Source organism: Halomonas sp. SL18_1, from assembly GCF_055755715.1.
Genome location: NZ_JBVTRK010000001.1, coordinates 3,034,216 through 3,053,987 on the forward strand (window position 1 = coordinate 3,034,216; position 19,772 = coordinate 3,053,987).

The 19,772-nt window shown below is 66.5% G+C and carries 12 protein-coding genes and 4 pseudogenes; 3 read left to right on the forward strand and 13 right to left on the reverse strand.

Annotated features, from left to right (window positions below; all coding sequences use genetic code 11):
- Window positions 1-123: 123 nt before the first annotated feature.
- From ACSJDS_RS15465 to ACSJDS_RS15505, 9 genes and pseudogenes are all read right to left on the reverse strand, one after another.
- The gene (locus ACSJDS_RS15465; protein WP_473034036.1) at window positions 124-921 is read right to left on the reverse strand and encodes a PoNe immunity protein domain-containing protein; all 798 of its coding nucleotides are present in this window, start codon (window positions 919-921) and stop codon (window positions 124-126) included.
- A gap of 2 nt (window positions 922-923) precedes the next feature.
- Window positions 924-1,676 (reverse strand): PoNe immunity protein domain-containing protein, encoded by a 753-nt coding sequence (locus tag ACSJDS_RS15470; protein WP_473034037.1) that lies wholly within the window; start codon window positions 1,674-1,676, stop codon window positions 924-926.
- A gap of 1,103 nt (window positions 1,677-2,779) precedes the next feature.
- Window positions 2,780-4,784, reverse strand: a pseudogene (locus ACSJDS_RS15475) (type VI secretion system Vgr family protein); the annotation flags it as partial.
- A 156-nt stretch (window positions 4,785-4,940) separates the two neighbouring features.
- Window positions 4,941-5,459 (reverse strand): Hcp family type VI secretion system effector, encoded by a 519-nt coding sequence (locus tag ACSJDS_RS15480; protein WP_473034038.1) that lies wholly within the window; start codon window positions 5,457-5,459, stop codon window positions 4,941-4,943.
- A 310-nt stretch (window positions 5,460-5,769) separates the two neighbouring features.
- A pseudogene (locus ACSJDS_RS15485) lies at window positions 5,770-7,679 on the reverse strand (SLC13 family permease).
- Between the two features lie 356 nt (window positions 7,680-8,035).
- A complete protein-coding gene (locus ACSJDS_RS15490; RefSeq protein ID WP_473034039.1) occupies window positions 8,036-8,854 on the reverse strand; it encodes an enoyl-CoA hydratase-related protein in 819 nt (272 codons plus the stop codon).
- Window positions 8,851-11,040 (reverse strand): acetate--CoA ligase family protein, encoded by a 2,190-nt coding sequence (locus ACSJDS_RS15495; protein ID WP_473034040.1) that lies wholly within the window; start codon window positions 11,038-11,040, stop codon window positions 8,851-8,853. The genes ACSJDS_RS15490 and ACSJDS_RS15495 overlap by 4 nt, the downstream gene beginning before the upstream one ends.
- Window positions 11,041-11,127: 87 nt before the next feature.
- Entirely contained in the window at window positions 11,128-11,922 is a 795-nt protein-coding gene (locus ACSJDS_RS15500; RefSeq protein WP_473034041.1) for an enoyl-CoA hydratase/isomerase family protein, read from the reverse strand.
- 293 nt (window positions 11,923-12,215) lie between these two features.
- Window positions 12,216-12,377 (reverse strand): hypothetical protein, encoded by a 162-nt coding sequence (locus ACSJDS_RS15505; RefSeq protein ID WP_473034042.1) that lies wholly within the window; start codon window positions 12,375-12,377, stop codon window positions 12,216-12,218.
- On the opposite strand from ACSJDS_RS15505, the gene ACSJDS_RS15510 reads away from it, so the two are divergent.
- Window positions 12,366-12,812 carry a MurR/RpiR family transcriptional regulator gene (locus tag ACSJDS_RS15510; protein ID WP_473034043.1) on the forward strand — a complete coding sequence of 149 codons (447 nt, stop codon included), beginning with the start codon at window positions 12,366-12,368 and terminating at the stop codon, window positions 12,810-12,812. The genes ACSJDS_RS15505 and ACSJDS_RS15510 overlap by 12 nt on opposite strands.
- Window positions 12,809-13,153 (forward strand): MurR/RpiR family transcriptional regulator, encoded by a 345-nt coding sequence (locus tag ACSJDS_RS15515; RefSeq protein WP_473034044.1) that lies wholly within the window; start codon window positions 12,809-12,811, stop codon window positions 13,151-13,153. Before ACSJDS_RS15510 ends, ACSJDS_RS15515 begins: the two co-directional genes overlap by 4 nt.
- A 337-nt stretch (window positions 13,154-13,490) precedes the next feature.
- Here the strand turns inward: ACSJDS_RS15515 and ACSJDS_RS15520 are convergent, their stop codons facing one another.
- Window positions 13,491-14,468 carry an NADPH:quinone reductase gene (locus ACSJDS_RS15520; RefSeq protein WP_473034045.1) on the reverse strand — a complete coding sequence of 326 codons (978 nt, stop codon included), beginning with the start codon at window positions 14,466-14,468 and terminating at the stop codon, window positions 13,491-13,493.
- A gap of 116 nt (window positions 14,469-14,584) precedes the next feature.
- The gene (locus tag ACSJDS_RS15525) at window positions 14,585-15,118 is read right to left on the reverse strand and encodes a hypothetical protein (protein WP_473034046.1); all 534 of its coding nucleotides are present in this window, start codon (window positions 15,116-15,118) and stop codon (window positions 14,585-14,587) included.
- A 175-nt stretch (window positions 15,119-15,293) separates the two neighbouring features.
- Here ACSJDS_RS15525 and ACSJDS_RS15530 point away from each other — a divergent pair.
- A pseudogene (locus ACSJDS_RS15530) lies at window positions 15,294-16,027 on the forward strand (glycerophosphodiester phosphodiesterase family protein); the annotation flags it as partial.
- 91 nt (window positions 16,028-16,118) lie between these two features.
- On the opposite strand, the gene ACSJDS_RS15535 reads toward ACSJDS_RS15530, so the two are convergent.
- Both ACSJDS_RS15535 and ACSJDS_RS15540 read right to left on the reverse strand, forming a co-directional pair.
- Complete coding sequence (locus tag ACSJDS_RS15535; RefSeq protein WP_473034047.1) at window positions 16,119-17,564, reverse strand: xanthine/uracil/vitamin C permease; 1,446 nt, start codon at window positions 17,562-17,564, stop codon at window positions 16,119-16,121.
- A gap of 586 nt (window positions 17,565-18,150) precedes the next feature.
- A pseudogene (locus tag ACSJDS_RS15540) lies at window positions 18,151-19,616 on the reverse strand (cobyric acid synthase).
- Window positions 19,617-19,772: the final 156 nt, after the last annotated feature.

A 19,772-nucleotide genomic window follows, 5' to 3' on the forward strand; every position in this document is an offset into this window, starting at 1 on the left:
CATCGTCGATCAGGGCCTGCTGATGCGCCTTGAGCGTCACGTCGTCGCTGCGTTCGGGGATGGCCTCGCCGGGCCGCCGCGGCGTCTCCGGGCGACCCGAACGCGCTCGGGCTGCCGCCGGCGTTAAGGTTGCTGGCTCAGATCCCCCGGATAATGCTCATGGTCGCGTAGCGCCTGGTCGTCTACTCCCAGCAGCCGGGCGACCAGCAGCGCCTCGAAGCTCCAGTAGCCGACGTAATAGTCGGTGTAGACGAACTCGCAATCGCACAGGTGGTTGTCGTACCAGTCGGCCTCCTGGCACTGCACATACCACTGATCGAGGAACACCCCGAGCAGCGTCTGCTGTGTGGCGGGCTCGGCATCGAAGGCGGCCAGCAGGGGACGATAGAGGGCGGGATAGCGCAGCTCCTCGGCAGGCGTCTCGGGCGGGCGGCCCAGCCGGGCGGCGATGCGGTCCAGCAGTGCATCGCGTCCGGTGTTGCCGATACAGGCCAGCGCCTGCTGAAGATGCGCCTCGTCGGCGTCGGTGGCGACCAGCAGGCCCAGCCACCACAGGGCGTAGATATAGCGGTTGATATTGGCCGAGCCACAGGCCTTGCCCTGGCCGCCGAAGACCTCGAAGGGCTGGCGGTAGACCTGCTGGCCGGCCGGCAACCGATCCGCCACCGCCGAGAGCTGTTGGCGCAGCGGCAGGATCTCGGCCACCAACGGCGCCAGTTCGGCCGGGCTGGCACCGCTGGAGTAGTGAGCCACCGCCCGCAGGATGGCCAGCTCATAGAGCTGATGGGCAGCGTCCACCTGTTCATCGGGCAGCACGAAATTGCCGGCATCCAGCGCCTGCTGGGTCTCTTCGATGCCCTCGTCGAACTCGGGTAACAGCTCGTCGAAGTACGCGGCCGAGCGGCGGGTATCACGCAGCATGCTCAGTCTCCATGCACCAGGGCGGCGGGGTAGTAGCGGTGGTCACGGAAAGAACTGTCATCGATATCGAACAGCTTGACCACCAGGGCAGCTTCGAAGCACCAGTAGCCGTAGTAGCCATCAGGGCTACAAAGATGCAAGTCATAGCCAGGAAGGCCCTTGCGGTTATCGTACCAGTTATCCAGGAAGGCCTTCATCAAGGCTGGCCGCTCAGCCGGTTCGGCATCCAGCACCTTCAACAACGGTGCATAGTGCTTCTTGTAGAGCAGCGTATCCGCCACCGGACGGTTGATATCGCCCAATTGAACGCAGATACGATCGAATAGCGCATCCAGCCCGGCGTTATCCATCAGCGCCAGGGTCTCCTGGAAATAGGCCTGCTCCATGCCCACGCTCACCGCAAAGGCCAGCCAATTCATAAATACTTCGTAACGGCCTTGCGTAACCCGCTCCCACATCACCCGATCCGGCTGCTCTACATCGGGCAGCGCATCGGCGAACTCCTTCTGCAGCTTACGGTAGGTCAGTAGTTGCTGTACCTCGCCACGCATCTCGGTAATCGCATCACCTCGGGAGTAGCGAAGAATCAGCAGGCTTAGGGTCTGATCAACAATACCAATCGCTAGATTCATACGTACAGATGGTTTGAATTTTTCAAGATTGGCAAGTCGACCAACATCCTCCTCAAGGCACTCCTGCTTAAAGGCAATTCGTTCATCAAAGTACGTTTTTGGCTTAAGCGGATCTCTAATCATTAGTACCTCCATTAAATCCCAGTAGGTGTGCCGGATACATAGCCGCCTTTGTCCAGCGTTCTAACCTGCATACTACCGTCCGGCAGATTACGGATCAGCTGTTTCTCGACGACGCTGGGTCCTCCAGTCGGAGTCCATCTTGTATCCGGCGCACTTCCGATTCGCTGAGGCCTGCACTGCGCAGGCGCTGACTGTCATTCTCCAAGATCCAATCGTTGCTCGCCTGCCGATGGCCAGTAGCAGTCTTGCCCAAGCGCGCCCGATTATACTTGGCCTCGGTAATCACGAATTCCGGCGGTGGGTTGGTGTTACGGTATACCCCATCGATACCTTGGGCGCCGGGCGTGTACCGGCCGTTGGTACTGCCCACCGGCGTAAACTCTCTCTTGCATCAGCAGGTGGGCATTGTGCTCGCCCGCCGCCGCCCGGCGATGATTGAGGCCGGCGTACTGCGAGAAGTCGTCCGGGGTGAGCGCCCCCTGGGGCGCTGGCAATCGCCCAGGGCGCATGCCTGCACTGTCCGATCTGCGGGTGCCGCTGCGCACACCGTCGCCGGCTTCGCCCACTTTGCGCACGGCCCGGACCCCGGGCACGACCGATACCGCCGTGAGCGCGGCCATGCCCGTCGCGGCGCCATAACGCCCCTCGCCCCATAGCTGATAGGTATCCTGGGCGTCCACCGCGGTGCCGTAGGGCGTGAAGACCTCGGCGGCGAACGTCCCTACCGCCCGAGTCGCCTGACCAGACGAGGAAGCGTAACGCACCTGCCGCTCGGCTTCCTGACGCAGGTCATTGGCACGCTGTGCCGCTTCGTCGACGAGGAAATGGCTGTCGAGGAGGTCGTTGCCGCCGAGGCGTCCTTCCCTGGCGGCATCCATCAGGGCGTCTCTCTGCCCCCGGGTTTCGCCGATCAGTCGCTCAACCTCGGCATACAGCGCTTCGGCGTCGTCCAGCGATCTGTCGTTGGGGTCGTCATTCAGGGCCTCACGCAGCCGGTCGGCTTGCGCCAGGTGGGTGTTGGCTTGCTGTTGCAGCCGCTCGGCGGCACTGAGCGCTTCGCTGACGTCATCATCGAGCAGGGCCTGCTGATGCGCCTTGAGCGTCACGTCGTCGCTGCGTTCGGGGATGGCCTCGCCGGGCAAGCGCGGCGGCTCAGCCTGTTGGCCGCTGCCCGTGCCGGGGCTGCCGCCGGCGTTGACCTTGATCCAGGGGCCAACGATGGTCACCCCGGAGGCATCGAGCTTGATAAAGCTGCCGCCAGCCTTGAGGGTGATCTCGCGGCCGGCATTGAGCACGACCTTCTGGCCGGCCTTGATATGCAGTTCGCGGCCGCTCTCGGTCAGCCAGGCCTGGCCGGCCTCAAGGTGCAGGCTGCCGTGCACGGTGAGGTGCTGACCGCCCTCGCCCTTCACCTGGGTGTGACGCTGACCGTGCACGGTGAGGTGGTCGTCGCCGTGGATCTCGCCGAGGCGGTGGCGCTCGACGGTGAGGCGGCTGTCGCGGCGGATGGTCTCGGTGCGGTCGTTGAGGGTCAGCAGCTCCAGGTCCTTCTGGGCGTGCAGCCAGATCTGCTCGGCGTCGGTCGCATCCTCGAAGCGCAGCTCGTTGAAGCCTTCCGCCTTGTGGCTCTGGGTGCGCAGCACGGTGCGGGTCTTGTGCGCGGGCAACGCATAGGGCGGGGTGTTGACCGCGTGATAGGTGCGCCCGGTGATGATCGGCTGGTCCGGGTCGCCCTCCAGGAAGGAGACGATCACCTCGTGGCCGATGCGCGGGATGGCCATGGCGCCGTAGCCGCCGCCGGCCCAGCCCTGGCTGACCCGAATCCAGGCACTGGCCCCTCTTTCAGCGGCTTCGCCGCCAGCCCCGGCGGTATCGGGGTCGGCGTAGCGGTCCAGGGAAACTGCACCTTGACCCGGCCGTGTTCGTCGCAGTGGATCTCCTCGCCCTCGGGCCCCACCACGACGGCCACCTGGGGGCCGTCGACCCGGGGCCGGACGGGGGCTCGGGGCGCCAGGCGCGGTCGGCGGGGGCCAGCACCAGCTCGTTATAATAGCGGGTTATCTGGCCCAGGCCAGCCGCCTCCCCCTGGGCGACGCCATCCTCCTCCAGGGCCTGGGGCTGCTCGCCATGATGCACCACCTCGACTACCTGCCAGTCGCGGTTGAGGGCGTCGATATCGTGGTCGGTGAGGGTGAAGCACATTCCCGGGGCCAGTTCCGGCAGGTCGCTCTCGGCCTGGGCGGTATGGGCCTCGGCGCGCAGCGCCTCCAGGCGCACCCGGGTGAAGGGCACCCCCGAGGCATCGGCCTTGTAGCGGCCGGGGTAGTCGAAGTGCTCGTAGTCCTCCCGCTGGGCGTGCTCGCCGAGGTCCGGCGCCGGGTGCTCGTGAAGCTGGTCGTAGGCCGGGTTCTTGAAGGTGTAGTCCTTGAGCATCGCCGACGCCGGGCGCACCCGTGACACCTGGCGCAGCTTGCGGATATGGCGCCGCGGCGGGGTACCGCCGGCCCGGCCGTGGTAGGTGCGCTCCCCCACCCTGGGCAGCAGCTGGGTGGCATCGATGAACACCAGCCGGTGGGCGCCGCCTTCGGCATTCTCGAACTCATGGAGGTAGACGAGCCCTTCCTCGGCGGCCAGGCGCTCGACGAAGGCCAGGTCGGTCTCGCGGTACTGCACGCAGAACTCGCGCTCGGCGGGCTCGCGGGTCAGGGCGAAGGCCACATCACGCAGGCCGCGCTCATCGCACAGGGTGGCGAGGATATCCTGGGGCGGGGTGTCCTGGAAGATCCGCGAGTTGTGGCGCAGGTCGAGGCGCCACAGCGCCGGGCGGATGACCAGAGTGTAGAAGGTGCGGCGGTGGCCGCGATCGCCGCGGCCGAACTCACTGACGATGCCGTGGACGCGGCGTAGCGGCTCGCCGTCCTGCCAGACCGTCAGGGTAGCGTTGCGATCGAGCGTGTCGGCGGGGGCGATCTCCGGGTCGCGGCTGGCCAGGGTCACCCTGAGCTCGAAGGGGGCGGAGAGGGCCTCGCGATAGATGAAGTCGATGACCGCCACATCCTCGCCCCCGGGCAGGGTCAAGGTGAACTGCAGTCCGCTTGCATGGGCCATGCGGCGTCTTCCCTCCTGGAAGTCGGTACGGCTGCCGCACGATGTGGGCGCGGCGTGTCCAATGGGGTCACTCGAGCCGCTGATGCCAGGGCGCGGCGAGGTGCCCTGGCATCAACGGCCAAGACGATGGCCGCCCACAGGCGGCCATCTGGGCGCTTATGATTCCAGCGGGGCGCGCCAGTCGTCGGACCCGGAGGTACCCGCCACGGTGTGCTCCCAGTCGATCTTGCGGTAGGCCAGGGAAACATCCATCAGCTGCGTGAACTCAGCCTTGGTCAGGTCCTGGGCATGGGGCATGTGCAGGTTGATGTCGACGATGGTGGCGTCGGTCAGGGTGGTGGTGAAGAAGTGCTCCTGACGGCCCTCCACGGAGGTGCGGTACCACCTCAGCTCGACATTCGGCAGCATCTCGCCGGAGGCCAGGGCGTTGTAGAGCAGCGGCACGGCCTTGTTGAGGGCCACGGTGAAGATGAACGGCTTGTGGGCACGCTGGCCGGAAGGCTGGCCGGACTGCGGGTCGGTGGGCACGGTGACGATGTGCTTGAACTCCTGCACCAGCATCTCATCTTCGTGGCCTTCCACGTAGATATTGCCCACGGAGTCCGGGGTGAAGGCGCCCGCAGTGATATGGCCCTGGGTCTGACCGTGGATGCTGATATAGCAAGGTGTCGGCATGAGTCTGCTCCTTGACGGTATGAAAGAGAGTGTCCTGTGGACACCCAACAAGGGGCAGGGACCATGCCAATATCAGTAAAATACAAAATAATCAAATACCTACGAAAACCCTCCGTGCTCACAGGCCTTCTTCCAGGCAATACATTGCCTGAAAATCGGGTCATTTCTTGCCTGCGGGCAAGAAATGGCCCGGCGATTTGTTGCTACAGAGTTAATAAATGTTATCAGAGTTACGAAGACCCACCCGGGGCTTGCCGGCCCGCCATAGTTCGCGCACGGAGGCCGCCAGGTCGTTGGCCCAGGCCAGGCGTCACAACGGCCAGACCAGCAGGATCATGGGAATGGCCACTGCCAGTACCACCAGGGAGAGCGGCAGTCCGAGCTTCCAGTAGTCGCCGAATCGGTAGCCGCCGGGGCCCATCACCAGCGTGTTGGATTGATGTCCGATGGGGGTCAGGAAGGCGCAGGAGGCACTCACCGCCACCACCATCAGGAAGGGATCCAGGGAGGCATCGAAGCCGCGTGCCAGGCTTGCCGCAATGGGCGCCATCAGCAGCGCCGCCGCGGCATTGTTGACGATATTGGAAAGCACCATGGAGAGCACGAAGAGTCCCACCAGGGTCGCTATCACCGGCCACTCGCTCCCCCACGCAAGCATCGCCTCGGCGATCAGCGCCGCGCCGCCGCTGGTCTCCAGCGCCTGGCCCACCGGAATCATGGCCCCCAGCAGCACGATCACCGGCCCGTCGATGGCCTGATAGCCCTCGCGCAGGGGCAATACCCCACCAGCAGCGCCAGCAGGGCCGCGCTGGAAAGCGCCACCGCCGCCGGCAGCAGCCCCAACATGATGGCGAGAATGGCCGCGGCGAAGATGCCCAGAGACGCCAGCAGCATGCGCGGCTGGCCCAGGGTCAGGTTTCGGCTGGCGAGCGGCAGGCAGCCCAGCAGAGCGAAGCTCTCGGTAAGCTCACTCTCTCCCCCTGCAGCAGCAGCACATCGCCGGGGCGAAAGCGGATCTCGCGCAGGCGCTGCTTGAGGCGGCCGCCGTCCCGAGCCACCGCCACCAGATGCAGCCCGAACTGGTTGTGCAGGCGCAGCTGAGTGACGGTGCGGTTGACCATCATGGAGTCGTTGCGCACCACCGCCTCCGCCAGCTGGAGCCCTTCGGTGTCCACGCCGCTCTTCCTGTCTTCCTTGTCTTTCTTGTCCTTCTCCCCCTGCTCTGGGCTTTCTCCGCCACCAGGCGCTCACTGGGCGGCTGATGCACGGCCTTCTCGCTCCTCTTCGCCTCATCCTCGGTCTTCTTATCCTTGGCCTCCTGCTCCTCGTCGTCGGCCTCCTTGCCCAGGCGCAGGCCTGCCTTGCCCTCCAGCAGCTTCATCTCCTCGGGGCCCGCCTCCATCAGCAGGATGTCACCCTCCTGGAGGGTGCCGAAGAAGGTATGGCCGGCGCGGCGCTTGTCGTCGCGCACCACCGCCAGCACCGGGATGGTCTCCTCGAGTTCCCGCTGCAGCTCGCGCAGGGTCAGGCCCTTGGCCTTGGACTCCTCGCCGACCCGCAGCTCCACCAGGTAGTTGGCGGTATCGAACATCGCCTCCGTGGAGGCCTTGCCGGCGCGCTGGGGGACCAGGCGCCAGCCGATCAGCAGGATAAAGGCGAGCCCCGCCAGGGCCACCGCGACCCCGACCGGCGTAAAGGAGAACATGCCGAAATTCTCGCCGGTCACCGAGCCGCGGTAGCTGGCGATGATGATATTGGGCGGGGTACCGATCAGGGTGGTCAGCCCCCCAGCAGCGAGCCGAAGGCCAGCGGCATCAGCAGGACCGAGGGGGAGGCGTCGTGCTCCCGGGCCAGGCGCATGGCCACCGGCAGCAGCAGCGCCAGCGCGCCGACGTTGTTCATGAAACCGGATAGCACCACCACGGTGCCGGTCAGCGCGGCCAGCTGCAGGAAGAGCCGGTCCCCCACCTTGAGCACCTGCTCGGCGATGACGTCCACCACCCCGGAGCGCTCGAAGCCGCGGCTGAGCACCAGCACCGCCGCCACGGTGATCACCGCCGGATGCCCGAAGCCCAGGAAGGCCTCCTCCCCCGGCACCAGCCCCAGCATCACCGAGCCCAACAGCGCGGCCAGCGCCACCAGATCGTAGCGAAAGCGCCCCCAGACGAAGGCGGCAAGGGTCAGCCCGAGCACGATGAAGACCAGGGTGCTGTCGGCCATGGAGTCACGTCCCTGTATGAATGGATGCCTTCAGCATCGCCAGCCGGGCCGCTCGTCGACAAGTCTTTTCTTCCCGAACGACGACGCCCGGCGGAAGCCGGGCGCCTTGGTGCCTGATACAAAGCCGCGATAAAAAGACTCTTCGCAGACTGGCGTGAACGAGATCTGTGTGGAGGGACGGTTCGACGCTTCGACTTCAGCTCGCGAAGTAGCGCGCAGCGCTACCCATGGGCGCCTGCGGCGCCTTCGTCGAAGCGTCGCACCGCCGGCAGAGCCGAGACGTCGAACCGCGGCCTCCCACCATCAAACCTGCCAAACATGTTCACGCTAAAGTGCGATGAACCGATCAAAAGCCGCTATTTCGCCATCTTCTCCAGCATGGCGCTGACCGCCTCCAGGTGCTCGGGCTCGTTGTGGCACATGCCCTGGAAGACCGCGCAGAGATCCAGGAAGTCCTTGAGCTCGGTGCGCTGGGCCATCTTCATCAGCCGCTTGGTGAGGCGCGTCGCCTTGGGCGGCTGGGCGGCGATGCGGGCGGCGAGCTCGCCCACGGTCTCCATCAGCGCCTCGGGCTCGGTCACTTCCAGCACGATGCCGTACGCCTTCGCCTCCTCGGCGTCGATCACCCGGCCGCTCAAGGTCAGCTCGAAGGCGCGCTGGTAGCCGATCAGGCGCTGCATGAACCAGGCGCCGCCGTCGCCGGGGATGATCCCCAGGTTGAGGAAGGTCTCGCCGAACTTGGCCTTCCGGGAAGCGATGCGGATATCGGCCATGTTGGCCAGGTCGAAGCCGGCGCCGATGGCCGGGCCGTTGACCGCGGCGATGATCGGCACCTCCACCTCGGCCAGCGCCAGCGGGATGCGCTGGATGCCGCGCCGGTAGCGCGCCGAGACCTCGGCCACGTCGCCGGCGAAGTCGCCGCCGCGGTTGGCCATGTCCTTGACGTTGCCACCGGCGGAGAAGGCGCTGCCCTCGCCGGTGATCACCAGCACCGAGACGGCCTCGCAGGCGTTGACCCACTGGGCCACGGTGACGATGTCATCGACCAGGGCGGTGCCGGTCAGGGCGTTGCGCACGTCGTGGCGGTCCAGGGTCAGCGTTGCCACCCGCCCCTCCAGGGAGAGGCGGGCGTCGGTGAGCTGGGGAAGGCTCGGTTGGGTCGCTGTCTGGCTCATGAGAGGGCTTCCTTGTCGGATGAGGCGTCACGTCCCACGATAACCCGAGCGTCCACCACCGCATAGCCGTCGGCGTTGACGATCACCGGATTGAGATCGAGCTCGGAGAGCGCCGGGTAGGCCTCGACGATGCGCGATACCTTGAGCAGCAGGTCCACCAGTGCGGCCTTGTCCACCGCCTTCTCGCCGCGCACGCCGCCGAGAATCTTCTTCGCCTTGATCTGCTCCACCATATCTTCGGCGTCGCGTCGCGACAGCGGAATGGCGCGGAAGGCCACGTCCTCGAGGATCTCGACAAAGATGCCACCGAGCCCGAACATCAGCACCGGACCGAAGATGGGATCGCGGATCACCCCGAGGATCACCTCGACGCCCTTCTTGGCCATGGGCGTGACCAGCACCCCTTCGATCTCGGCGCTGGCATCATACGCCCGGCAGGACTCGAGAATCGCCTGGCGGGCCTGGCGCATGGCGGCCTCACCCACCACGTTGAGCTTGACGCCGCCAGCGTCGGACTTGTGCAGAATATCCTTGGAGACCACCTTCATGGCCAGTGGCGTCTCGCCGAACCGAGCCGCGGCCTCCGCCAGCTCCGTCTCACTTCTCACCACAAGCTCCAGGGGCACCTCGATGCCGTGGTCGCGCAGCAGCCGCTTGGCCTCGTACTCGAAGAGGTCGCGGCCCTCGCGCTGAGCCTGCTGGAACATGGCGGAGAGCTCGGGCTGCGGCTCGACGCTGCGTTCGCGGCTCTGGCGCTCCTCCTGGGCCAGATACTGGCCGCGCTCGCCCAGGGCCGAGAGTACCCGTACCGCATGCTCGATGGAGGCGTAGATGGGTAGCCCCGCCTCGTGCAGGCGGCGCAGCGCCGGCGGCTTGATGGGGGTATAGAGGCTGTAGACCACCAGCGGCTTGGTGGTCGCCTTGGAGAGGTCCACCATCGCCTCGGCGCCGCGCATCTCGTCACCCAGCAGCGACTCGGCGAAGCGGATGCTGTAGCCGCCGAACATGCCCACCAGGAAGACGCTGTCGACGTTGTCGTCGGCGGCGACGATCTCCATGCAGGTGGCCAGCAGCGACGGATTGGCGTCGGTGGAGCCGGCCACGTCCACCGGGTTGACGGTGGAGGCCTGGGGGAAGAGCACATCGCGCAGCTTCTGACGGGTCGCCTCGGAGAGCTCGGCGAGCTCGAGGCCCGCCTCGGTCAGGCGGTCGGAGGCGATGGTGGCCTGACCGCCGCCGTCGGAGATCACCGCCACCCGCTTGCCGCGAGCCTTCTGCAAGAGACCAAGCCCCTCGGCCACCGGCAGGATCTCGTCGGAGTGCTGCACCACGCTGACGCCGGACTGCTTGAGCAGGTCCACGGTCATGGCGTAGCTGCCGGCCAGCGCCCCGGTGTGGGAGCTCGCCGCCTTCTGGCCCGCCTCGGTGGAGCCGGACTTGTAGACCACCACCGGTTTCATGGCGGTCACCTCGCGGGCTACGTCGAGGAACTTGCGCCCGTCGCGGAAGCCCTCCACGTAGAGCGTCGCCACCCGGGTGTTCTCGTCCTCGCCGAGGTAGCGCAGGTAGTCGTTGAAGCCGATGTCGCTCTGGTTCCCGGGCCCCGCGTAGGTGGAGAAGCCCACGTTGCCGTTGTACTGGGCCTCGAGTGCCAGCGACAGCAGCATGTTGCCGGACTGGGAGATGATGCCCACGCCGCCGGGCTTGACGTTGTCCAGGGCCAGCAGGTTGACCCGATGGTGAAGATTAAAGAGGCCCGAGGTATTGGGGCCGATCAGGCGCACGCCGTGGGCGCGGGCCTTCTCCAGCATCTCGCGCTCAAGCGCAGCCCCCTCATCGCCCACCTCGGCGAAGCCGCTCGCCAGAATCACCGCCCCCTTGATCCCGCGCCGACCACACTCGGCGATCAGCCCGGGCACCGTGGCCGCCGGGGTGCAGATCAGCGCCAGCGCCGGGTTGCCGGGAATGGCGGTGACCGAGGGCCACGCCTTGACCCCGAGAATCATGTCGGCCTTGGGGTTGACCGGATAGATGTCGCCCCGATAGCCGTCCTTGATCAGCCCGACCATGGCCTTGTAGCCCCGCTTGGTGGGATCGGCCGAGGCGCCGATCACGGCGATGCCGCCGGGTGCCAGGATGTCGTGGAGCGGGCTGCGGGTGGGGAGATGTCCTTCGATGGGATTCATGTGCTAACTGACCTTGACCTCTGGGGTCGTTGAAAGGGGGGTCAAAGGCCCAGCCGTGGCCGGGCGGGTATCGTCCAGGGGTCGGGATCACTCGCCCCGGAAACGGGGCGAACGCTTCTCGGCGAAGGCATCGACGCCTTCCTGCCAGTCGGCGGTGGTCGAACAGGTGAACACCGCATCCAGCTCCTGCTGCAACTGGCTCTCGAGCCCGGTGTCGCTGCCCTGATTGACCAGTCGCTTGAGCATGGCGATGGAGACTGGCGCCTGCTTGCTCAGCGTCTCCGCCAGCCGATGCGCCTCGGGCATGAGCGACTCCGCCGGCCAGCTGGAGGCGGCAAGGCCGATACGCGCCGCTTCCTCGCCGTCGATCCGACGCCCGGTGAAGAGCAGTTCGCGGGCCTTGTTGAGCCCCACCAGCTGCGGCAGCAGCTTGGAGACACCGCCTCCCACACAGGTGCCGATGCTGGTCTCGGGGAAGCCGATCTGGGCCTCATCGGCCATCACGATAAAGTCGCAGGCGACCGCCATCTCGGCGCCGGCCCCTAGGGCGTAGCCGTTCACCGCGGCGATGACCGGTTTCTTGTGCCGCAGGATGGCCTCGCAGACATCGTTGCCCAGCTGCAGGTACTGACGACGCTGGAACAGGGTGCGCTTGGCGCCGCCATGCTCCTTCATGTCCGCGCCGACGCAGAAGGCGCGCCCCTCTCCGGTGAGGATCACCGCCCGCACGTCGACATCCGCCTCGGCGTCGGCCAGTGCCGACAGCAGGTCGGTATACAGGGTTTCCACCACCGCATTGAGACGCTGCGGACGGTTGAAGCGAATCTCCATCACCGGGCCGTGGCGGGCGATGATCAGGGTTTCGGGACTGGCTTGGCTCATGGACGGTTCGGACACTCTCTCAAACACTCGCGAAGTCGAAGGGAAACGGCCAGGGCAGGCGCTATAACGCCCCGGGAGGCATTCCCCACCAGGAAACAAACGTATCGTTATCTTCAAACTTACGACACGCTTGTTCTGAGGCGCATCCTAGCCAAGCGCGACAGCGCCGTCAACACGGCCGTGTCGAAATAATGGAACATGAGAAACGATTGTGTCATTCATAATGCGGTGGCATGCGTTACAATGGCGCCGCCTTACGACACCGCGCCACCGAGGTGGCGACGCGACAGCCTTCAGGAGAGCGCCGTGCTGGACGACCAACCGCGCCGTGACGACACCCCCAGCGACGATTCGCTGCCCCCGCGGGGCTGGATGCCGTCAATCAGCAGCTGGCCGAGGCCTATCCCGAACTCAGCCCTCAGCTGAAGCTCGCCGCCGGCTACGTGCTGGAGCATCCTGTCGAGATCGCCTTTCAGTCGATTCGCAAGTCGGCCGCCGCCGCCCAGGTCACCGCCTCCACCCTGGTGCGCTTGGCCAAGCGGCTGGGTTTCGAGAGCTATGAGCAGTTCCGCGAGGTGTTCCAGTCGGCGGTACAGGCGGGCCCAGTGGAGCTCTCCGGCCGCGCCAGCCAGCTACGCACCCTGGCCAGCCAGACCGACGACCAGGTGTTTCTCGACGTGGGCGATGCGGCCTTCGACAACATCGGGCGCCTTTTCACCGCCGACAACCAGAAACGGGTCCGCGATGCCGCCAAGCTGCTGCTAAGCGCCAACAAGATTGCCGTGGTGGGGTTTCGCGACACCTTCGCCTGCGCTTACCACTTCGCCTATGTGGGGCGCATCGCCATGCCCAATATCCAGCTGATCCGCGGCCAGGAGGGGGGCTTTTGACCGAGCTCTCCACCTTCGGCGAGGGGGACGTGGTGGTGGCCTTCGGCTTCGAGCCCTACTGCGCCGAGACCATGCGGGCGCTGGAGATCGCCCGGGCCAGCGGCCTCAGCCCCATCGTGGTGACCGATACCCTGCGCTCGCCGCTGGTGCCCGGTTCCACCATCACCTTCACCGTGGCCAACGCCACGCCGCACTTCTTCCCGTCGATCCTCTCGGCGATCACCCTGATCGAGGTGCTGCTGGCGGAGTGCGTGGCCTTCGGCCCCGATGAGCTGGTGGACAACGTGGCGAGCTTCGAGTCACGGATGCGCCAGATGGGCGCCTATGTGGAGAATTCGTGAGGGGTGAGGAACGAGGTGCGAGGGGTGAGGAACGAGGGGCGCAGAGTAGATTGGAAGGTCGGCTTTGCCGGCGGTTCGACGCATCGACGAATGGAGGCCGGAGGCCTCCTCGGCGGAAGACAGTATCGCTAGCAACACCGCCGGGGCGTCTATCGACGCCATTCGCCCGGGGGACCCGGCCTCCCACAACTGCCTTGCAGCTGGGCGCTGGCCGAAGGCCCGGGGTTTTCCTCGCCCCTCGTGCCTCGCTCCTCGTCCCTGCCCGGAGGGCCTGCCCGAAGGGCCTGCCCGAAGGGCCTGCCCGAAGGGCCTGCCCGAAGGGCCTACCCGAAGGGCTTTAGGGCAGCAGAACGGTCGAGCCGGTGGTCTGGCGGCCCTGCAGGGCGTCCTGGGCCTTGCCGGCCTCGCTCAGGGGGAAGCGATTGGCGATATCCACCTTGAGCTTGCCGCTTTCGAGCATCTCGAACAGCTCGCCGGCCATCCACTCCAGGCGCTCGCGGGTGTCGGCATAGCCGTTGAGGCTCGGGCGGGTGACGAACAGCGAGCCCTTCTGGTTGAGGATGCCGATGTTGACGCCCTCCACCGCCCCAGAGGCGTTGCCGAAGCTGACCATCAGCGAGCGCGGCTTGAGGCAGTCCAGCGAGGTCTCCCAGGTATCCTTGCCCACCGAGTCGTAGACCACATCGCACATGGCGCCATCGGTGAGCTCGCGCACCCGCTCCACCACGTCTTCCTTGGTGTAGTCGATGGTCGCCCAGGCGCCGTTGGACTGGGCCAGCGCCGCCTTCTCCGGGGAGCTGACGGTACCGATCAGCTTCACCCCCAGGGCCCTGGCCCACTGGCAGGCAATGGAGCCGACGCCGCCGGCCGCGGCGTGCCAGAGGATGGTCTCGCCGCCCTTCAGCTCGAAGGTCTGGCGCATCAGGTACTGCACCGTGAGGCCCTTGAGCATGCAGCCGGCGGCGGTCTCGAAGTCGATGGCCTCAGGCAGCGTCACCACCTTGTCGGCGGGCAGGGTATGCTGCTCGGCATAGGCGCCCAGCGGCCCCTGGGCATAGGCGACACGATCGCCGACCTGGAGGTGGGTGACCCCTTCCCCCACGGCATCCACGACCCCGGCCCCTTCGGTGCCGAGCCCGGAGGGCAGCGACGGCGCCGGGTAGAGGCCGGTACGAAAATAGATATCGATGAAGTTGAGCCCCACCGCGCGGTTATTAACGCGAACCTCACCGGGGCCGGGTGACGTTGGCGTCACCTCGACGAGTTCGAGAACCTCCGAGCCACCGGTGCGGGCAAACTGGATGCGCTTGGCCATATCGTCGAGTCCTTGTCATGAGGAGTGTCGCGCTATCCAACCGCCCTTTGCCCCTGCGGTCAAGGGCGTTAGGCTCGCCCACCGCGCGTCTCAGCCGGGAAAGGCTGCCAGAGCCCTCACGAAGCCCTCTTCTCGTCCTCGAAGAAGCGCGCATCATGCTTGAAGCGGCGCAGGATGGCCGCCTCGTCGAAGTGCATCGGCTCGGCAAGCTCGCCGGCAGCCTGCGCCGGATGCCCCTCGGCCAGGCCGAGCCGACGTCCGCCGGGGGCGGCAAACCAGCGGGTGATGCCGCAGCGACGGTAGAAGTCCTCCGCCTGCTGATCCGTGGCCTCCACCCGCAGCGGCGCCTTGAGCGCCAGCTCGCGAACCAGGCGCCGCAGGCTCTCGCGATCGCCGCCGGGCGAGGCGCTCAGCCACAGGTTCATCCCCTTGCCGGATTCGTCGAGGACCAGCAGGGCCAGCGCCCCGGGGCGCCCCTGGTTATCCACCAGCGCCCAGAGCCGCGCCGCCTCCTGGGCGAAGAGCACCTGCCGGGTCCCGCTGAAGGTGACCAGCGGGGCGAGCCCGGCTTCCCTGCCATAGATATCGGCACACAGCCGTGCCAACCAGGCGTCGCGCTGCTCGCCGTGTTCCGGGGTCGTCACCCTCATTGCTTGCCTCGTCACATGATCGAAAACGCGCAAGACTAGCATACCCTCTCCCTCTTGCGCCCGTGTCACGGCGCGCCGGAGTCGCTATGCTGACGCCTCGGCCTGCCGAACTGCTGCCAGCGCGGGCCCGACGCCGTGACCGACGCTTTCACCATCCTCGCGACACGAGTTGCCTATGTCCAGCCCCCACCCCGCTATCGCCCTGCCCCGCCTGATCGCCCATCGCGGCCTGTCCGCCCACGCCCCGGAGAACACCCTGGCCGCCGTGCGTGCCGCCCAGCGGGCCGGCTGCCACTGGGTGGAACTCGATGTCCAGCTGCTCGGCGACGGCACCCCGGTGATCTGGCACGACGCCACGCTCAGGCGCTGCTCGGACAGCGGCGGCAAGCTGGTCGATCTGGATCTCCCCAGCGCTCGCCGGCTCGATGTCGGCGCCTGGTTCGGCGATACGTTCTGCGGCGAGCGCATGGCCACCCTGCGGGAGATGCTGACGTTGATCGAGGCACTGGAGATGGGCCTGAACCTCGAGCTCAAGGTCAACAAGGGCCGCAGCGCCGCGGCACTGGTGGAGTGTGTCGTCCCCATGCTGCTCGAGGCGCTGCCGCCTCAGCGGCTGATTCTCTCCTCGTTCAACGATACCGCCCTCGCCCGCTCCCGTGAGATCGCCCCTGCCGAACGCCTCGCCCTGGGCGTGCTCTTCGAGGGGATTCCTCGCCACTGGCGTCGGCGCTGCGAGGCACTGCAGGCCTTCAGCGTGCACTGCGACTGGACGCGGCTCACCAAATCCCAGGCGCGGGCGATTACGGCCGAGTACCGCCTGCTCTGCTACACCGCCAACGATCCCACCGCCTTCGCCCCCGCTGGGGCTGGGGGGTCAAAAGCGTGATCACCGACGACCCCGAGCGCTTCGTCGGCCACCTGCCTGTCGACGCGAGCCCCCATAGCAAAACGGGCCGCCCCCAAGGGAGCGGCCCGCCATGGTGCCGAAGGGTGCGGCTATTCAGGTACGCGGCTGCGGCGCGAGCCCCTCGTCGCCGCTACGCGCGGCTTCTTCGTCTTCCGCAGTCTTCTCCACCACCATGTCGTCCTCGACCTGAATCGGCTCCTGCTCCTCGAGCTCCCGGGCGCCTCGGGCGCGATGCTCGATCAGGAAGTAGAGGATCAGGCCGATGCCCAGGCCCCAGGCGGCGCCGTGAGTGGCCAGCACCACGCCCATGATGCCCGCCACGCCCATGGCGGTGGCGTTCTTGATCTGCTCCACTGCCACCGCGATGCACAGATAGCCGGTGATCAGCAGGGTGATGGAGAGCGCGACCGGCAGCACCGGGCGGAAGGCCGTCACCAGCGGCAGCAGGAACAATGCCAGGAAGCCCACAATCCAGAACACAGCAGTGCCGGAGTAGATGGTCTCCATCGCCTTGCGGCCATAGCGGTAGCGCTCGGTGACGGTGGCCATCGCGCCGGTGAACAGCGGCCCGGCCAGCCCCGGATAGGGCGCCAGCAGCGAGTGCATCAGGTTGCGCAGGCCGGTGATCAGGTGAACACGGTCGACGTCCACCTCGATCTTCTCGTCGGGGCGCAGGTGATCGACCCGCTTGAGCAGCGTCTGACCGACGACGATATCGCCGAAGGCGATGATGTAGGCGATGATCGCCGTGGGAATCGCCGCCACCATCAGCTCGATACCCGGCGCCCCGATATTGAACGGCAGGTAGGCCCAGATGCCGGCAAAATCGGGAACCGCGATGCCCCACTCGACCTCAGGCAGCGGGTATTCGCCGACGCCCCAGCCGATGGCCATGGTGATCAGCATGCCCGGTACCATGCCAAAGGCGACGATATTGCGCGCCCAGCGATACTTCTCGGCCAGGTCGCGGAAGGAGAGCGAGAACAGCACATAGAGGGTGATCAAACCGCCGATGCCCAGCGAGATCGGCGTATTGTAGAGTCGGCCGCCCTCGACGATCTCACCGCTGATGGCGGCGATACCCGCCCCCAGCAGAATCCCCGCCTTGATCGACGCCGGCACGTTGTTGACCAGCTTGGTGCCCAGGCGTGTCACCGCCATAAATAAAAAGATCGCCGACACCATCAGCTGCAGTGCGACCATCGCCTTGAGTGCCTCGGGGCCAGGCTCAAAGTCACCGATGAACAGCAGGACGACCGGAATCGCCGGCGTGATCCAGCCAGCGATGAAGGGAATGCCCAGCAGCGGCGGCAGAATGAAGCCGATACCGCAGACCACCACGAAGGCCAGTGCCACCTCGTAGGGCAGGCCCAGATACTGTTCCAGTAGCGGAATCATCCCGAGTGAGATGACGAACATCACCAGGGCCTGGATGGTCTCCGGGATAGCCCAGGGGAAGTGGATGAAGGGAAGGCGAACTTTGAAGGGTCCCAGCGGCCAGTAGGGTTGCTCCTGGCCATAGTCACGTTTGAGCAGCACGTCGATACCTCAGCGGTTCTGTTTATTCATGGGCGATCCTTGGTCTGTTGTTGTTGTTGGCATGGTCGAGAAGAGGTTGTACGCGTGCGGCGCCGAAGCGAACATTCGACCTTGGGCGAAGGGGGCTTGGCAGGGCCGGCGGCGAAGTTGTCGACACAGCGCTGCCTCGCTGGCGAAAGGCTCGCGCTCCAGGCGGGATAAACCGGAGAATTCGCCAATATTGTCGACAAGAAAGCGGGAGTTTTTAAGACGTTTACGTCAACGTCAACTTTCTTGCCGACGCCGCCCGGCCAGGTGAGAGGCGCCCGCATTAAGGCGCCCACATCGACGAAAGAATGAGAGGAAAATCGGTTCATCGCAGACTGGCGTGAACAGGCTATGTGGGAGGGACGGTTCGACGCCTCGACTTCAGCTCGCGAAGTAGCGCACAGCGCTACCCATGGGGCGCCTGCGGCGCCTTCGTCGAAGCGTCGCACCGCCGGCAGAGCCGGCCTCCCACCATAGAACCTGGCAAACATGTTCACTCTAAAGTGCGAAGAGCCGGAAAATCGCCGTCAGATACCTCCCGGGTGTCTCCTCAGGGGCGTCAGCGCTCCAGCAGCGCCAGGAGGGCGTTGAGATCGAGCTGCGCTTCCAGGCAGTCGGCCAGCCGGTCGAGTTCCCGCTGGCGGTGGGCGTCGTAATCCACCGCCGCCTCTGCCCCTCCAACCCGCAGCGGGCGAGCAGCGCCGCGCAGGCCTCGGGCCGGTCGAACAGGCCGTGCAGGTAGGTGCCCATGACCCGACCGTCGGCGCTGACGGCGCCGTCGGGCCGGCCTTCCAGCTCGCAAAGCGGCCGCGCCAGGGCAGCCCCCTCGCTCACCCCGTTATGGATCTCGTAGCCGGCGATCGACACGCCCTCGGTGAGCAAGCGCCCACTCACGTTGCGCAACTGCTTGCCGGCGACCATGCGGGTCTCGAACTCGAGCAGCCCCAGCCCCTCGCTGGAGCCCGCCGGCCCCTCCAGGCCCTCGGGGTCGTGAATCGCGTGACCGAGCATCTGGAAGCCGCCGCAGATGCCGAGCACCCGGCCCCCGTAGCGCAGGTGGCGCATGATCGCTTCCTCCCAGCCCTGGGCGCGCAGCCAGGCGAGATCGCTACGCGTGCTCTTGCTGCCGGGCAGGATGATCAGATCGGCGGGCGGAATCTCCCGGCCGGGGCCGATCTGATTTGGCCCGACGAAGGTCAAGTCGACCTGGGGGTGCAGACGCAGCGGATCGAGGTCGTTGTGGTTGCTGATGCGCGGCAGCGCCGGCACCAGGACCTTCAGCGTGGCGCCCTGCCCCACCCGGCCGTCGCGGCCGATGCTGTCCTCGGCATCGAGCAACAGCCCTTGCAGGTAGGGCAGCGTGCCGAACACCGGCCTGCCGGTGCGCTCGGTGAGCCAGTCGAGCCCCGGTTCGAGCAGGGCGATATCGCCGCGAAAGCGATTGACGATAAAGCCACGGGTACGTGAGCGCTCGCTCTCGCTGAGCAGCGCCAGGGTGCCCACCAGCTGGGCGAAGACGCCGCCGCGGTCGATGTCGCCCACCAGCACCACCGGGCAGTCGACCATTTCGGCGAAGCCCATGTTGGCGATATCGCCCTCGCGCAGGTTGATCTCCGCCGGGCTGCCCGCCCCCTCGGCGACGATCACCTCGAAGCGCGACGACAGCGCCTGCCAGGCCGCCAGCACGCTCTCTCGGGCGGTGCGCTTGTAGGCGTGATAGTCCAGGGCGTCCATGTGGCCGTGTACCCGGCCGCGCAGGATCACCTGGGCGCCGCGGTCGCTCTCGGGCTTGAGCAGCACCGGGTTCATGTCGCTATGCGCGTCCACCCCCGCCGCCAGCGCCTGCAGCGCCGTGGAGCGGCCGATCTCGCCGCCGTCCACCGTCACCGCGCTGTTGAGCGCCATGTTCTGCGGCTTGAACGGCGCCACCGACACCCCGCGCCGCGCCAATACCCGGCACAGCCCGGCCACCACCGTGCTCTTGCCCGCATCCGAGGTGGTGCCCTGGATCATCAGTGTCGCCATGCTAGTCGCCGTCCCTCGCTGTTGGTGGAATGCCTGTGCCCCGAAAGCGTTGGTCAGGGCCAAGGCCGATGGTATCAGCGTCGGCGGCATCGCCTTGGTGATAGTTTCAGGGTAACGCCCGCATTTGCGGCTGGTTTGGAGCGCAGCGGAAAGCCA

Coding starts and splice junctions, on each gene's coding strand:
- ACSJDS_RS15465 (WP_473034036.1), bottom strand. CDS start 921: ATGCTGCGTGATACCCGCCGCTCGGCCGCGTACTTCGACGAGCTGTTA.
- ACSJDS_RS15470 (WP_473034037.1), bottom strand. CDS start 1,676: ATGATTAGAGATCCGCTTAAGCCAAAAACGTACTTTGATGAACGAATT.
- ACSJDS_RS15480 (WP_473034038.1), bottom strand. CDS start 5,459: ATGCCGACACCTTGCTATATCAGCATCCACGGTCAGACCCAGGGCCAT.
- ACSJDS_RS15490 (WP_473034039.1), bottom strand. CDS start 8,854: ATGAGCCAGACAGCGACCCAACCGAGCCTTCCCCAGCTCACCGACGCC.
- ACSJDS_RS15495 (WP_473034040.1), bottom strand. CDS start 11,040: ATGAATCCCATCGAAGGACATCTCCCCACCCGCAGCCCGCTCCACGAC.
- ACSJDS_RS15500 (WP_473034041.1), bottom strand. CDS start 11,922: ATGAGCCAAGCCAGTCCCGAAACCCTGATCATCGCCCGCCACGGCCCG.
- ACSJDS_RS15505 (WP_473034042.1), bottom strand. CDS start 12,377: ATGCTCCAGCACGTAGCCGGCGGCGAGCTTCAGCTGAGGGCTGAGTTC.
- ACSJDS_RS15520 (WP_473034045.1), bottom strand. CDS start 14,468: ATGGCCAAGCGCATCCAGTTTGCCCGCACCGGTGGCTCGGAGGTTCTC.
- ACSJDS_RS15525 (WP_473034046.1), bottom strand. CDS start 15,118: ATGAGGGTGACGACCCCGGAACACGGCGAGCAGCGCGACGCCTGGTTG.